This is a genomic window from Subtercola sp. YIM 133946, from assembly GCF_036553535.1.
Classification (GTDB): domain Bacteria; phylum Actinomycetota; class Actinomycetes; order Actinomycetales; family Microbacteriaceae; genus Subtercola.
The window spans coordinates 49,079-64,340 of sequence record NZ_JAZHPE010000040.1; the positions used below are offsets into that span (position 1 = coordinate 49,079).

At 69.6% G+C, this 15,262-nt stretch carries 10 protein-coding genes; 4 read left to right on the top strand and 6 right to left on the bottom strand.

Annotated features, from left to right (window positions below):
* The first annotated feature begins 195 nt into the window (after nucleotides 1–195).
* Both V3W46_RS13340 and V3W46_RS13345 read left to right on the top strand, forming a co-directional pair.
* Nucleotides 196–4,740 (top strand): Pls/PosA family non-ribosomal peptide synthetase, encoded by a 4,545-nt coding sequence (locus tag V3W46_RS13340; protein ID WP_331783610.1) that lies wholly within the window; start codon nucleotides 196–198, stop codon nucleotides 4,738–4,740.
* A complete protein-coding gene (locus V3W46_RS13345) occupies nucleotides 4,740–6,095 on the top strand; it encodes a M1 family metallopeptidase (RefSeq protein WP_331783611.1) in 1,356 nt (451 codons plus the stop codon). Before V3W46_RS13340 ends, V3W46_RS13345 begins: the two co-directional genes overlap by 1 nt.
* A 49-nt stretch (nucleotides 6,096–6,144) precedes the next feature.
* On the opposite strand, the gene V3W46_RS13350 is transcribed toward V3W46_RS13345, so the two are convergent.
* Nucleotides 6,145–7,509 (bottom strand): MFS transporter, encoded by a 1,365-nt coding sequence (locus tag V3W46_RS13350; RefSeq protein WP_331783612.1) that lies wholly within the window; start codon nucleotides 7,507–7,509, stop codon nucleotides 6,145–6,147.
* Between the two features lie 127 nt (nucleotides 7,510–7,636).
* A complete protein-coding gene (locus tag V3W46_RS13355) occupies nucleotides 7,637–8,098 on the bottom strand; it encodes an OsmC family protein (protein ID WP_331783613.1) in 462 nt (153 codons plus the stop codon).
* Nucleotides 8,099–8,196: 98 nt separating this feature from the next.
* Between V3W46_RS13355 and gabT the strand changes: the two genes are divergently transcribed.
* On the top strand, nucleotides 8,197–9,558 hold the full coding sequence (gene gabT / locus V3W46_RS13360; RefSeq protein ID WP_331783614.1) for a 4-aminobutyrate--2-oxoglutarate transaminase: 1,362 nt from the start codon (nucleotides 8,197–8,199) through the stop codon (nucleotides 9,556–9,558).
* Nucleotides 9,555–10,598 (top strand): asparaginase, encoded by a 1,044-nt coding sequence (locus V3W46_RS13365; RefSeq protein ID WP_331783615.1) that lies wholly within the window; start codon nucleotides 9,555–9,557, stop codon nucleotides 10,596–10,598. Before gabT ends, V3W46_RS13365 begins: the two co-directional genes overlap by 4 nt.
* A 245-nt stretch (nucleotides 10,599–10,843) precedes the next feature.
* On the opposite strand, the gene V3W46_RS13370 is transcribed toward V3W46_RS13365, so the two are convergent.
* Genes V3W46_RS13370 through V3W46_RS13385 form a run of 4 tightly spaced genes read right to left on the bottom strand, consistent with a single transcriptional unit; the run spans nucleotide 10,844 to nucleotide 15,115 of the window.
* A complete protein-coding gene (locus V3W46_RS13370; RefSeq protein ID WP_331783616.1) occupies nucleotides 10,844–11,743 on the bottom strand; it encodes an ABC transporter permease in 900 nt (299 codons plus the stop codon).
* A complete protein-coding gene (locus tag V3W46_RS13375) occupies nucleotides 11,740–12,681 on the bottom strand; it encodes an ABC transporter permease (protein WP_331783617.1) in 942 nt (313 codons plus the stop codon). Before V3W46_RS13375 ends, V3W46_RS13370 begins: the two co-directional genes overlap by 4 nt.
* A gap of 2 nt (nucleotides 12,682–12,683) precedes the next feature.
* Nucleotides 12,684–13,883 carry an ABC transporter ATP-binding protein gene (locus V3W46_RS13380; RefSeq protein ID WP_331783618.1) on the bottom strand — a complete coding sequence of 400 codons (1,200 nt, stop codon included), beginning with the start codon at nucleotides 13,881–13,883 and terminating at the stop codon, nucleotides 12,684–12,686.
* Complete coding sequence (locus tag V3W46_RS13385; RefSeq protein WP_331783619.1) at nucleotides 13,883–15,115, bottom strand: ABC transporter substrate-binding protein; 1,233 nt, start codon at nucleotides 15,113–15,115, stop codon at nucleotides 13,883–13,885. Before V3W46_RS13385 ends, V3W46_RS13380 begins: the two co-directional genes overlap by 1 nt.
* Between the last annotated feature and the right edge of the window lie 147 nt (nucleotides 15,116–15,262).

Below are 15,262 nucleotides of genomic sequence, written 5' to 3' on the forward strand. Positions count from 1 at the left end.
CTGGTTCTGCCTGGATCGGAGTGGGCTGATGCGATTCGTTCATTCGGGCGACAGATCGGCTCGCTACAATCCCGATCACCCTCCCTGTCTACCCCTCCCTGTCTACCCCCCTGTCTACTCTCCCTGTCTACCCTTCCCTGTCTACTCTCCCCGCCCACACTTCCCGCCCTGCGATCGACGAACAGGATGCCCGACATGCCACCCAGCGCCACCCCCGGCCTGCTGCTCGCCGGGGAGCGTGCGCCCGAACCGCGCACGCTCATGGACGTTCTGCGCGCGACCGCCGCCGCGCATCCGCAGGCCTCGGCGCTGGCCGACAGCGCCGGAACCCTGAGCTACCGCGAGCTGCTGCGCGCAGTCAACGCCTCGGCGGCGCGGCTCGCCACGGCCGGCGTGCGACGCGGCGACCGCGTGGGCATTCGCATACCGTCGGGAACGCGCACCCTGTACGTCTCGATACTCGCGGTGCTCGCGGTGGGGGCGAGCTACGTTCCGGTCGACGCCGACGATCCGGAGGAGCGCGCCGCGCTGGTCTTCGGCGAGGCGGCGGTGGCGGGCGTGATCGGGGCGAGCGGCGAGATCGTGTTCGCGCAGCCGTCGGGCACGGCGGAGCCATCGGGCACGGCGGAGCCATCGGGCACGGCGAAGCCATCGGGCACGGCGAAGCCATCGGGCACGGCGCAGCCATCGGGCGCAGAGGCGGTGTCGGCCGAGGCGGTGTCGGCCGAGGCGGTGTCGGCCAGGGGGGCGCCGGCCGAGGCGGCGCCGGCCAAGGGGGCGCCGGCCGAGGCGGTGTCGGCCGAGGCGGTGTCTCACGGAGCGACATCTGCCGCACCGGCGCTGCCCACCCTCGGCTCCCCCACCGGCACGCTGCCCGTGGTCGGCGGCCCGACGCCCGACGACGACGCCTGGATCATCTTCACCTCCGGTTCCACCGGCACGCCGAAGGGCGTCGCGGTCACGCACCGTTCGGCCGCGGCGTTCGTCGACGCCGAGGCCCGCATGTTCCTGCAGGGCGACCCGCTCGGCCCGGGTGACCGCGTGCTGGCCGGGCTCTCGGTGGCCTTCGACGCCTCGTGCGAAGAGATGTGGCTGGCCTGGCGGCACGGCGCCTGTCTCGTGCCCGCCCCGCGCTCGCTCGTGCGCTCGGGCGTCGACCTCGGCCCGTGGCTGATCGCCCATGGCATCACCATCGTCTCGACTGTGCCCACCCTCGCGGCCCTCTGGCCGCCGGATGCGCTCGAACTCGTGCGCCTGCTCATCTTCGGCGGTGAGGCCTGCCCAGTGGAACTGGCCGCACGGCTCGCGGTCGACGGCCGTGAGGTGTGGAACACCTACGGCCCCACCGAGGCCACCGTCGTCGCCTGCGGCGCCCGGCTCACCGGTGACGTTCCGGTGCGCATCGGCCTGCCGCTCGACGGCTGGGATCTGGCCGTGGTCGACGCCGACGGCCGGCCCGTCGGCGAGGGCGAGATCGGCGAGCTGATCATCGGCGGCGTCGGGCTCGCCCGCTACCTCGACCCGGCGAAGGATGCCGAGAAGTACGCCCCCATGCCGAGCCTCGGCTGGCAGCGCGCCTACCGCAGCGGCGACCTCGTCGTCTTCGACAGCGACGGCCTGGTCTTCCAGGGCCGGGTCGACGACCAGATCAAGCTCGGTGGGCGCCGCATCGAACTCGGCGAGATCGAGGCGGCGCTGCAGGCGCTGCCCGGCGTCGCCGGCGCCGCCGTCGTGGTGCAGCGAACGACGGCGGGCAACCAGATTCTCGTGGGCTACCTCGCCCCGAGCGATGCGGGCGAGGCGGGCACCCTGGGCACCACCGCCCCGAGCGATTCGGGCGATGCGGGCGGCGCGGGCACCCCGGCCACCACCGTACCCTTCGACACCGCCGCGGCCACCCGGTTGCTGCGTGACGAACTGCCGGCGGCCCTCATCCCCCTGCTCACCGTGGTCGACGCGCTGCCGACCCGCACCTCGGGCAAGGTCGACAAGGCCGCACTGCCCTGGCCGCTGCCGGGCGCAGGCGGTGCCGGTCGGGCGGGCGCATCTGGCGGGGCTGCGTCTGGCGGGGCTGCGTCTGACAGAGCGGCGTCTGGCGGGGCTGCGTCTGACAGAGCAGCGTCTGACAGAGCAGGTGCCGACGGGCATCCGGATGCCCTCGCCAGGGCCCTCGGCCCGACCGGCCTCTGGCTCGCCGAACAGTGGGCGGCCATTCTGGGCGCCCCCGTGCAGAGCCCCGACGACGACTTCTTCGCCTTCGGCGGCGGCAGCCTGTCGGCCGCCCAGCTCGTGTCGGCCATCCGCACCCGATTCGCCGACACGACCGTCGCCGACATCTACGATCACCCCCGCATCGGCGCGCTGGCGGCCGAGCTCGACGCTCGCGCCCCGGCGAGCGCCACCACCCGCGAGTCGGTCAGGCCGACGCCCGTGGGCACGCAGCTCGCCCAGACGCTGCTCGGTGTTCCGCTCTACGTGCTCGTCGGGCTGCGCTGGCTGGTGTACGTGCTGGCGGCCAACAACATCCTGTCGGCGTTCGGGGTCTTCCCGTGGGCGCCGACCGTCTCGTGGTGGTACCTGCTCGTCGGCTTCGTGGTGCTCGTCACGCCGTTCGGGCGCATGGCGATCTCGGTCGCGGCCGCGCGCACCCTGCTGGCGGGTGTCGAGCCGGGCGACTATCCGCGCGGCGGAACCGTGCACCTGCGGCTCTGGCTGGCCGAGCAGATCGCACACCTCGTGGGCGCGACGAACCTCGCCGGAGCCCCGTGGATCATCACCTACGCCCGCGCCCTCGGCGCGAAGATCGGCCCCGGTGTCGACCTGCACTCGCTGCCGCCGATCACCGGGCTACTGAAGATCGGCGCTCGGGCATCGGTCGAACCAGAGGTCGATCTCGCCGGCTACTGGATCGACGGCGATGTGCTGCGCCTCGGCTCGGTGCAGATCGGCGCCGATGCGGCCGTCGGCGCCCGCAGCACGCTGCTGCCCGGCGCACGCATCGGTCGGCGCGCCGAGGTCGCCCCCGGCTCGGCCGTCTCGGGCCGTGTGCCCGGCGGCCAGCTCTGGGCCGGTTCTCCCGCCCAGCGCATCGGCCGTGCCCGGCCCGACTGGCCCGACCACCGGCCGCCGCGCAACACCCGCTGGGTGGTGGCCTACGCCCTGGCCTCTGTGGTGCTCTCGCTGCTGCCCGTGCTGGCCGTGCTCGCCGGTGCCGTGGTCGTCGGCGCGTTCCTCGGGCTGAGCCTCGACCCGAACGCAGCGAACGGCCTCGGCAGCGTCGTGGCGGGCGGGTCGACCGCCGACGTCTCCGGCGCGGCACAGGTCGCCAAGAACTCGAGCGTGCTGGGCGCCTCGGGCTCCCTCAGCGGCATCTCGACACTCGCCGACGCGGGCTGGCGCGCCCTCGCCGCCGTGCCGCTCGCCACCATCGTCGCCGGAATCGTCTATGCGGGCCTCACCGTCGTCTTCGCCCGCCTGCTCGGCCTCGGCGTGCGGCCGGGCAGCTACCCGGTGCGCAGCCGGGTCGGCTGGCAGGTCTGGGCGACCGAGCGACTGCTCGACGCCGCCCGCACCGTTCTGTTCCCCTTCTACGCCAGCCTCTTCACACCCGTCTGGCTCCGGATGCTCGGGGCGAAGGTCGGCTCGAACGTCGAGGCGTCGACGGTGCTGCTGCTGCCGGTCATGACCACGATCGACGACCACGCCTTTCTCGCCGACGACACGATGGTCGCCTCGTACGAACTCGGCGGCGGCTGGGTTCGCATCGACGAGGCCACGATCGGCAAGCGCGCATTTCTCGGCAACAGCGGCATGACCGCGCCGGGGCGCAGTGTGCCGCGAAACGGTCTGGTCGCGGTTCTCTCCGCCACCCCGCGCAAGGCCAAGAACGGGTCGTCGTGGCTCGGCAACCCGCCCGTGCGGCTGCGGCGCCAGGTGAACGAGTTCGATGAGGGCCGCACCTTCCAGCCTTCCGCCTGGCTGAAGCTCGCCCGGGCGCTCTGGGAGATCGGCCGCATCGTGCCGGTCATGGTGAGTGTCGCCATCGGGCTGGGCATCGCGGTGCTGCTCGAGTGGTTGCTCGCGACGCTCGGGCTCGGCTACACCATCGTGCTGTCGGGTGCCGTGATGCTGGCCGCCGGAGCGGTGGCCGCGGCGGTGACGACGGCGGCGAAGTGGATTCTGGTGGGCCGCATCAGGGCGTCAGAGCATCCACTCTGGTCGTCGTTCGTCTGGCGCAACGAAGTGTCGGATACCTTTGTAGAGATGGTTGCTGCTCCGTGGTTCGCGAACGCCGCTACCGGCACGCCCGCTCTGGCGTGGTGGCTGCGCTCGCTCGGCACCAGCATCGGCCGCGGCGCCTGGGTCGAGACCTACTGGCTGCCCGAGGCCGACCTGGTGTCGCTCGGCACCGGGGCGACGGTGAACCGCGGCTGCGTGGTGCAGACCCACCTCTTTCACGACCGGGTGATGAGCCTCGACGGGGTGTCGCTCGACGACGGCGCCACGCTCGGCCCGCACGGCGTCATTCTGCCTGCCGCCGCCATCGGCGAGAACGCGACCGTCGGCCCCGCCTCGCTCGTGATGCGCGGCGAGAACGTTCCGACCGGTTCGCGCTGGGCGGGCAATCCCATCGCGCCCTGGGTCGTGCACGACGACACTGCCGACACCCTCACGACGGATGCCGCACTCGCCGGCCTCGTGCCGCGCTCGCCTGCCGCACCGGCCGGGGGCGCTGCCTAGTGCCGCGCTCGACCTCGACCGCCCTCGCCTCGGAGGGCGCCCGCACCCTCGGCGACCCGTACCTGCCCACCAGCGGGAATGGCGGGTACACGGTCATCCACTACGACCTCGACTGCGACTACCGCGTGGCGAGCAACCGGCTGACCGCGACCGCCACCATCACGGCCCGCGCCACCCAGCGCCTCAGCAAGTTCAGCATGGACTTCGCCGGGCTCGTGGCCAGCAAGGTCACGGTCAACGCGGCGCGAACGACCCACCTGCAGCAGACCGCCCGCAAGCTCGTCATCACCCCCGCCACCGCCATCAACAACGGCACCGAGTTCACCATCGTGGTCAAGTACTCGGGGCAGCCGAAGCCGGTACGCAGCCAGTGGGGCGAGGTCGGCTGGGAGGAACTCAGCGACGGGGTCATCGTCGCCGGGCAGCCGAGCGGCGCACCCTCGTGGTTTCCGTGCAACGACCATCCGTCGAACAAGGCGACGTACGCCTTCCGGTTCTCGGCCGAGACGCCCTACCGGGTGCTGTGCAACGGCGAACTGGTGCGCAAGACCCAGCGGGCCAGCCGCACCCAGTGGGAGTTCCACAGCCACGAACCCATGGCGACCTACCTCGCCACGGTGCAGATCGGGCTGTACGAGACACTGGGTGTCTCGCAGAACGGCGTGCCGCAGTTCGTGCTGCTGCCCGACGACCTGCGCTCGAACGCCCTGGCCGACTTCGAGCCACAGGAGCGCATGATGGCCCTGTTCGAGCGGCTCTTCGGCCCCTACCCGTTCGACGACTACACGGTGGTCGTCACCGACGACGAGCTCGAGATACCGCTCGAAGCGCAGGGCCTGGCCATCTTCGGACGCAACCACATCGATGGCGTCGCCGGGTCGGAGCGGCTCATCGCGCACGAGCTCTCGCACCAGTGGTTCGGCAACAGCCTCACGCTCTCGCACTGGAAAGACATCTGGCTGCACGAAGGCTTCGCCTGCTACTCGGAGTGGCTCTGGTCGGAGGAGTCGGGCGGCCCGACCGCCGACGCCTGCGCCGAGACGCACTGGGCGCGCATCAACCGGCTGCCCAAAGACCTCACGGTGGGCGACCCCGGCTCACAGCGCATGTTCGACGATCGCGTCTACAAGCGCGGCGCGCTCACCCTGCACGCCCTGCGGCGCACGCTCGGCGACCAGGCGTTCTTCGACCTGCTGCGCGAATGGGTCGCCGTGCACCGGCACGGTTCGGTGACGACTGGTGAGTTCATCCAGCTCGTCGAGCGCTACGCCACTGTGCCCGTTCGCTCGCTGTTCGCCTCCTGGCTCGACCAGTCGGCCCTGCCGGAGCTCCCCCGCCGTCATCCCCAGAGCTGACCCTGCGGTCACACTGGCCCGTCATATCTTGGCTGTCACACTCCTGCGGTCATACTTTGGCAGGGCGCTTGCCGTTCTGAATGCCGATGGCCGACACGACGCCACCTGCGGCGAGCAGGATGGCCGTGGTGATGGCACCCCGGGCGAACCCCTCTGTCGTGAGCGCGTCGCCCACGATCAGCGCCGCCGCCGCCGTGGCCACCAGCCCGGCCACCCGCGAGATCGCGTTGTTCACCGCCGACGCGATGCCGGCACGCTCAGGATCGATCGCCCCGAGCACCGCCGCCGTCAACGGCGCCACCGTGATGGTCAGCCCGATGGCGAACACCACTGTTCCCGGCAGCACCTGCGTCAGGTAGTTCGCCTCGGGAGTCACCTGCGAGAGCATCAGGTACCCGATCGCGCCGATGACCGGGCCCGCCGCCATGAACCAGCGCGAACCGTATTTGCCCGCGAGCGAGCCGAACAGCGTCGAGAACGAGATACTGATGATGGTCGAGGGCAGTGAGGCCAGGCCCGCCTCGGTGGCCGAGTACCCGGCGACCTGCTGCAGGAACAGGGTGAGCAGAAACCCACCGAGCGACAGCGCCGCGTAGATGAAGGTCGTCGCCAGGTTGCCCACCCAGAAGTTGCGCACCCTGAACAGGCTGAGCGGCAGCATCGGCTGCTTCACATGCCGCTCGTTGACGATGAAGGCGACGAACGCGGCGACGCCGATGACCAGCGCGCCCCACACCACCGGGTTGCCCCAGCCCAGCCGGCCCTGCTCGATGAGGGCGAACACCGGCAGGCCGATTCCGAAGACGCCGAGAACGGCGCCGCGGTAGTCGATCTTCGGCTTCACCGGCCGCGGCGGCTCGGCATGCACGCCGCGAAGCAACCAGAGGGTGACGAGAATCGGAACCACGTTGATGCCGAACACCAGCCGCCACGACGCGTAGTCGACCAGCACGCCGCCGAGCAGCGGGCCGGCAAGAAACGCGGTGCTGGTCCAGGCGGTCCACTGGCCGATGGCCTTGGCCCGCTTCGGGCCGTCGAAGTTCGAGATGATGATGGCGAGCGAACTCGGCACGAGCAGAGCCCCCGCCAGCCCCTGCAGGCCGCGCGACACGATCAGGAACTCGTCGGTGGGCGAGACGGCGCAGAGAACGGATGCCGCACCGAACCCGATCAGGCCCCAGAAGATCACGCGCCGCCGCCCGAACGCGTCAGACAGCGAACCGGCGAGCAGAATGACGGCCGTGAGCGTGATCAGGTAGGCGTCGACCACCCACTGCTGGCCCGCGAGCCCGCCGCCGAGCTCCTTGCTGATCGCCGGCAACGCGACGTTGATGACGGTGCCGTCGAGAAACGCGATGAACGACGCCAGAATGGCGACGATCAGCACCCTGCGCTGGTAGCCCGTCACGGGCATCCGCCGTGCCGGCGGTGTGTGTTCACGTGCTGGCGGGGTGCAGTCACATGCTGGCGGGGTGCGGTCACGTGCCGGCGGGGTGTGCTCACATGCTGGCGGGGTGCGGTCACGGGCGCGAGAGCCGCCATCACTGGGCCCGCGGTTCGTGCAGCACCGCGAAGTTGACCGACTGGGCGATGAAGCAGTGTTCGCTCGCCTCGTGGTGCAGGCCGTTCGCGAGCTCGGCCTGACCCGGGTCGGCGAGGGTCACCACCGGCCGCAGCGTCACCTCGGTGAAGCGCCCGCCCTGCCCGGCCTGCTGCATCGTGCCGACGGCCGCGTCTTCATAGGCCGTGACCACGACGCCGTGCTGAACCGCCACGTGCAGGTACGAGAGCATGTGACACTCGGCGAGCGCGGCGAGCAGCAGTTCTTCGGGGTTCCAGCGATCGCGGTCGCCGTGGAAGGTGCGGTCGGCCGACGACGGCAGCTCGATCTTGCCCTCGGCTCGAATGACGCCCTGGCGGCTGTAGTCGCGGTACCCGCTCGTGCCGGTGCCGCGGTTGCCCTGCCATTCGACAGTCACAGAGTAGTGGTGTTCGGCGTTCACGTTCGTCAGCCTATCCCCAGCCCCGGCGGCTCCGGCGAGTTCTCCACAATCGGCACGGTGGGCCTGCACCCTGACCGTCCGGCCGGTAATCTGGTGGCATGACCGACACCATTCCCACCGCAGATTTCACCGTGCCCCAGGAGCGCAAGATCGTCACCGTGATTCCGGGCCCCGCCTCCGACGCGCTGCACGCACGCCGCCTGGCCGTCGTGCCGGTGGGCGTCTCCTCTGCCCTGCCGGTGTACATCGCCCGTGCGAACGGTGCCATCCTGGTCGACGTCGACGGCAACCAGTTCATCGACCTGGGCGCCGGCATCGGCGTCACCACCATCGGCCACACCCAGTCGGGCGTCGTCGAGGCGGCCACCGAGCAGCTGAACGCCGTCACCCACACCCTGTTCACCATCACGCCCTACGAAGAGTACGTGCGCGTCGCCGAGCTGCTCGCCGAGCACACCCCCGGCACGTTCGCCAAGAAGACCATGCTCGCGAACTCGGGCGCCGAGGCCGTCGAGAACGCCGTCAAGATCGCCCGCAAGTACACCCGCCGCGTCGGCGTGGCCGTGCTCGAGCACGCCTACCACGGCCGCACCAACCTCACCATGGCCATGAACTTCAAGGCGGCGCCCTACTCCACCGGTTTCGGCCCGTTCGCTGGCGATGTCTACCGCGCCCCGAACTCCTACCCCTACCACGACGGTCTGTCGGGTGCCGAAGCGGCGAAGCGCACCATCGACTACCTCGAGAAGACGGTCGGGTCGTACGACCTCGCCTGCCTCGTGGTCGAGCCGATCCAGGGCGAGGGCGGCTTCGTCATCCCCGCCGAGGGCTACCTGCCGGCCCTGCAGGCCTGGTGCACCGAGAAGGGCATCGTGTTCGTCGCCGACGAGATCCAGAGCGGAATGGCCCGCACCGGCGCCTACTTCGCCAGCTCGCACTTCGGGCTCGAACCCGACCTCGTGCTCTCGGCGAAGGGCATCGCGGGCGGCCTGCCGCTCGCCGCCGTCACCGGCCGGGCCGAGATCATGGATGCCGCACTGCCCGGTGGCCTCGGTGGCACGTTCGGCGGCAACCCGGTCGCTGCCGCGGCTGCGATCGCGGTCTTCGGTGAGATCGAGAAGCACGGTCTGCTCGCCGAGGCCACCCGCGTCGAGCAGACCCTGTCGACCGGCCTGCTCGAGCTGCAGAAGAAGTACGACATCATCGGCGACGTGCGCGGAATCGGCGCCATGATCGCGATCGAGCTCGTGCAGCCCGGCACCGGCCAGACCACCAAAGAGCCGAACTCTGCCGCCGTCACGGCGCTCGCTGCCCATGCGGCGCAGAACGGTGTGCTGGTGCTCACCGCCGGCACCTACGGCAACGTGCTGCGCTTCCTGCCGAGCCTCACCATCAGCGACGCCCTGCTCGAAGACGCCCTCGGCGTGCTCGACGCCGGCTTCGCGAGCCTCACGGCGTGACCGCCGGTTCAGCCGCGGGCACGTTCTTGGCCGACGAGGCCGTCGAGCTCGCGGTCGTCGAGCGCAGCGGGTTCGTCGAGTCGCGCCACGTCGGATCGGCCGTCGTGGTGGGCCCCGACGGGGCGGTGCTGCGTTCGCTCGGCGACCCCTCGTCGCCCGTGTTCCCCCGCTCGTGTTTGAAGCCGTTCCAGGCCCTCACCGTGCTCGAGGCCCTCTCAGGCCACGACCCTCTCGACGCCGTGCAGACCGTGCTCGCCACCGCCAGCCACGCCGCGACACATCGGCACGTCGAGGTGGTCGACTCGATCCTCGCCAAGGCGGGTCTGGGCCGCGACGCCCTGCAGTGCCCTGACGACTGGCCCGGCGACTCCGCCACGCGCGACGACCTGGTGCGCTCGCACGACGGCCGGGCATCCGTCTACATGAACTGCTCGGGCAAGCACGCCGCCATGCTCTACGCCTGCCGGGTGAACGGCTGGCCGACCGAGTCCTATCTCGACCTCGACCACCCCCTGCAGCAGCGCATCGTGCAGACCGTCGAGCGCCTCACCGGCGAGCCGGTCGCGGCCACCGGCACCGACGGCTGCGGTGCGCCCATCCATGCCGTGTCGCTCACCGGGCTCGCACGGGGGATCGGCCGCATCACCGGCGCCGCCGACGGCCCCGCCGCCACCCTGACCGAGTCGGTTCTGGCCCACGGCTGGGCCATCGACGGCCCCGGCCGCGCCAACACGATCGTCATCGACGAGCTGCACGTGCTCGCCAAGCTCGGCGCCGAGGGCGTCATGGTCATGTCGGTGACGAAGGCGACCTCGCCCGGCGCGGCCGCCGGCAGTTCTGCGGCGGCCGGCACGACCGTGGCTCTGAAGATGCTCGACGGCAACCTGCGCGCCGCCTCGCTGGTGGGCCTCACGCTGCTCGTTGCGGCCGGTGCGCTCAGGCAGGCGCAGCTCGACGCGCTGCTGCCCCGGCTCGACCTGACCGTCTACGGCGGCACTGCCCCAGTCGGTAGCATCCGCGTCTCCCCCGCGCTCCGGTAGCTCGCTGGCCGCGGTAGCTCGCTGGTCGCGATAGCTCGCTGGTCGCGGTAGCTGCCGCCGCCCCCCTTCACCGCGCGGCCACCCGGAGCCGCCCCGCCCCTTCACCGAGCGCGGCCACCCCGAGCCGCCCCGTCCGCTTTGCGCAGAAGCACGGATTGAGGCGCGATAACGTGCATCTGCGCACACTGGAGCGGCAGCGGAGCGGCAGCGGGGCGACCGGCGGCGCAGACGAGGCGCGCGCTGGGCTACTGGGTGCGAGCGAGCCGCTTTGCCCGCGCGGCACGGCTGACCTGCGCGACGACGACGATGACGATCGCGAGAAGGAACACGGCCGACGCGATCACATTCGCCTCTGCCGGGATGCCCCGAGCGGCCGCGATGTAGATGAACTTCGGAAAGGTGTCGACCGCACCCGAGTTGAAGTTCGTGATGATGAAGTCGTCGAAGCTGAGCGCGAACGACAGCAGCGCGGCCGCGGCTATTCCCGGAATGAGCAGCGGAAAGGTGATGCGCCAGAACACCGCGGTCGGCGACCCGTAGAGGTCGCGCCCGGCCTCCTCGAGCGCCGGGTCGAGCGACGCCACGCGGGCCTTCACCGTCACCACCACGAAGCTGATGCAGAACATCGTGTGCGCGATAATGATCGTTCCGATCCCCTTGTTCACGCCCAGGGAGAGGAACTGCGCCGCGAGTCCGGCCCCGAGCACGACCTCGGGCGTCGCCATCGGCAGGAAGAGCAGCAGCGAGATCAGCGACCGCGCCCTGAACCGGTAGCGCACCAGCGCGATCGCAATGGCCGTGCCCAGGATGGTCGCCAGCACGGTCGCGACCACGCCCACCAGGATGCTGTTCGCGAACGCCTCGCACACCCCCTGCGCATCGCAGACGTGGGTCCACTTGTCGAGCGTGAAACCCTGCCAGGCGATGTTGAGCTTGCCCGAGTTGTTGAACGAGAACACGAACGTGTACGCGATCGGTATCAGCAGAAAGATGAGCGCCAGGGCGGTGTAGATCGGCAAGCCGAGCCCGCGAAGGCGTATCGGCGACCGTCGCCGCGGACCGGCCGGCAGTGGCGCCTCGAGGGTCGAGGCGAGTCCGCCGGGCGTCGACGAGGCGTAGCCGGCGCGAGATGTCGTGGTACTCATATCAGCTCCTCCGTTCCCGCTCGCCGCACATAGATGCCCACGATGATGAGAATCACCGCCATCAGCACGATCGACAGGGCCGCTGCTATCGGATAGTTCTGCAGCACCAGGAAGTTCGCCTCGATCGCATTACCGACCATCGACGTCTGCGAACTGCCGAGAAAGTCGTTCGAAGCGTTGATGTAGTCGCCGGCGGCCGGGATGAACGTCAGCAGTGTTCCCGAGATGATGCCGGGCATCGACAGCGGTACGGTCACCGTGCGAAAGGTCGTCCACGGCGACGCGTACAGGTCGGCGCCCGCCTCGATGTACCGCGTGTCCATGCGTTCCAGCACGGCGTACAGGGGCAGCGTCATGAAGGGGATGAAGTTGTACGTCAGCCCGAACACCACCGCGAACGGCGTGCCTGTGATGTGCCCGTCGGTCGGCAGCACCGCCAGCGCCTTCAGCACAGGAACGATCGGCCCCTCGTCTGAGAAGATCTGCTTCCAGGCCAGCGTGCGCAGCAGAAAGCTGATGAAGAACGGCGCGATCACCAGCGTCAACAGCAGGCTCTGCGCCAGCGGCCAGCGCCGCATCTTCACGCCGATGAAGTACGCCATCGGGTAGCTGATGACGAGCGCGAACACCGTCGCGAGAATGGCGTACCCGAACGCCCGGAAGATGAGCGGCAGGTACTGCCCCACGGCGTCGGTGTAGTTCTGCCACTGGAACCCGGCTGAGTACTGCCCGATGTCGCCGTCGATCACCGGCTGCTGAAACGAGGTGAAGACCAGCGAGATCAGCGGCGCGATGAAGAACAGCAGCAGGTACAGGATGCCCGGCAGCAGCAGCACGAGCGCGATCCAGCTGCGCTTCCGGGCCGCGGGCTCGGCGGTGTTGCCCGCGCCACCGGCGGCGGTCGTGCTCGGCGCAGAGGAGAATGCGGTGAACGCCATGATCAGGCCTTTTCGAGGGCGGAGTCGGCGCCGAGGGCAGAATCATCGAGCCCGGCCGCCACCAAGGCGTCGTGGATGCCCGCCCGAACCTCGTCGGGAGCATCCTCCAGCCCGAACCCGTGCTCGACGGCCCAGCTCACCCACACCTCGGCACCCACGTGCACCACCGGGCCGAACACCATGTTCTGCGCGAACACGATCACGTCACCGAGGCCCGGAATGGCGACGATGTACTGCGTGCTGACGCCGCTGAACGACACGTCGACGACCCGGCCCGCGCCGAGAACATTGCGGCCGGCCGCCGGGGCGGGCGGCTCCGTCAGCAGAATGAGCTTCTCGGGGCGAACGCCCACCGTCACGACGCCTGTCTTACGTGCGGCCCGCGACGTCGGCACGGTGATGGCGGCCCCGCCCACGACCACCGTCAGGGCATCCGGTGCCGTGCTCGACACCGGGCCGGTGAACAGGTTCGACTGGCCGAGGAAGTTGGCGACGAAGGCTGTGCGCGGCAGTTCGTAGAGCTCTTCCGGGGCGCCCATCTGCTCGATCTGGCCCTTGTTCATCACCGCGATGGTGTCGGCCATGGTCATGGCCTCCTCCTGGTCGTGGGTGACGTGCAGGAAGGTGAGGCCGACCTCGGTCTGGATGTCTTTCAGCTCGAGCTGCATCTGGCGGCGCAGCTTCAGGTCGAGCGCACCGAGCGGCTCGTCGAGCAGCAGCAGGGCCGGCCGGTTCACGATGGCGCGGGCGAGGGCCACGCGCTGCTGCTGGCCGCCCGAGAGGCTGCCCGGCTTGCGGGCGGCGAGGTGATCGAGCTCGACGAGCCGCAGTGCCTCGTGCGCCTTCTCGACCGGCGACGCGATGCTGCGCCGGCGTAGTCCGAACGCGACGTTCTCGAGCACGGTCATGTGCGGAAAGAGCGCGTACGACTGGAACACGGTGTTGACCGGCCGCTGGTACGGCTTCGTCGATGTGACGTCTTTGCCGCCGATCACGATGCGACCCTGCGTCGGCTCTTCGAGCCCGGCGACGAGGCGCAGGGTCGTGGTCTTGCCACAGCCCGAGGGGCCGAGCAGGGCGAAGAACGATCCCGCCGGAATGAACAGGTCGAGCGATTCGATCGCGGTGAAACCGGGGAAACGCTTCTGGATTCCGACCAGCTCGAGGTCGGCGCCTTTCTCGGCGAACGTACCGGTGGCCATTACGAGCCCAGCAGGATCTTCTGGAAGTCGGCCTCGTAGTTCGTCTCCTCGGTCGGCGTCAGGGTGCGGAACACGTGAACGGTCGACAGTGTGTCGGCGTCGGGGAAGATCAACTGGTTCGCTGCGAGATCGGGATCGATGGCATCCATCGCCTCTTTCGCGCCGTCGACCGGTGTGATGTAGTTCACCCACGCGGCCAGCTCTGCGGCGACCTCGGGCTCGTAGTAGTAGTTCATGACGGCTTCGGCGTTCGCCTTGTGCTTCGACCCCATCGGTACGACGAAGGTGTCGTTCCAGAGCGTTCCGCCCGAGTCGGGGATGGCGAACTGCCACTTGTCACCGGCGGTGGCGTTCAGCGAGGTGATGTCGCCCGACCAGCAGATGGCGGCGAAGGTGTCTTCGTTCTGCAGGTCATTGAGGTACTGGTTGCCCTTGATGTTGCGGATCTGGCCGTTGGTCACCTGTTCGGTGAGCGCGTCGACGGCCTTGCCCATCTCGGCATCGCCCCAGCCGCCGGTGATGTCGGTGCCCTGCGACAGCATGATGAGGCCGAGGGTGTCGCGCATCTCGCTCAGCACGCCCACGCGGCCCTTGAGGTCGGCGCTCCACAGGTCGTCGATGCTCTTCAGCCCGTTCGGCACCTTCTCGGTGTTCCAGCAGATGCCGGCGAAGCCGCCCTGCCACGGCAGCGACAGTTGGCGGCCCTTGTCGAAGTCGGGGTTCGCGAAGGCGGCGCTGAGGTTCGAGATGTTCGGGATGTTCGCGTGGTCGAGGTTCTGCAGGTACCCGAGGCGCACCAGGCGGGCGACCATCCAGTCGGTGAGGCACACCGTGTCGGTACCGATGTCTTGGCCGAGCGCCAGCTGGTCTTTGACCTTGGCGTAGTAGGTGTTGTTGTCGTCGACCGCCACGTTGTAGGTGACCTCGATGCCCGACTGCTGCTGGAACGCCATGAGCGTGGGGTAGTTGCCCTCGTCGTCTTCATCCATGTAGGCGGGCCAGTTGTCCCACACCAGCGTCTTGTCGGTCGCCGAGACATCGGTGGCGGGCGTGAGAGCGGCCTTCGCCGCCGTCTGCGGGGCACAGGCAGCCAGCGTCAGTGCCCCGGCGCCGAGGCCGAGCGTGCCGAGAAACCCGCGACGGCTCATGCTGAGCCGCTTGGCCCTCTGCATCGCCTGCGAGTGTTTGATGGCTTCGATGATCATCGGGTCTTGCGGCGGCTGCAGTGGCACGGGTGTATCACTCCTCGAGCTGTAGGCGGGGCGGAATCGGGTTTCTCGATACTGGCATACCCCGTTGCCCGATGACAGCTTCACTCACGAAAAGAGCCATTCCGAAACACAATCTTCACGAAATCAGCATCGATTTCGCGCTATCAC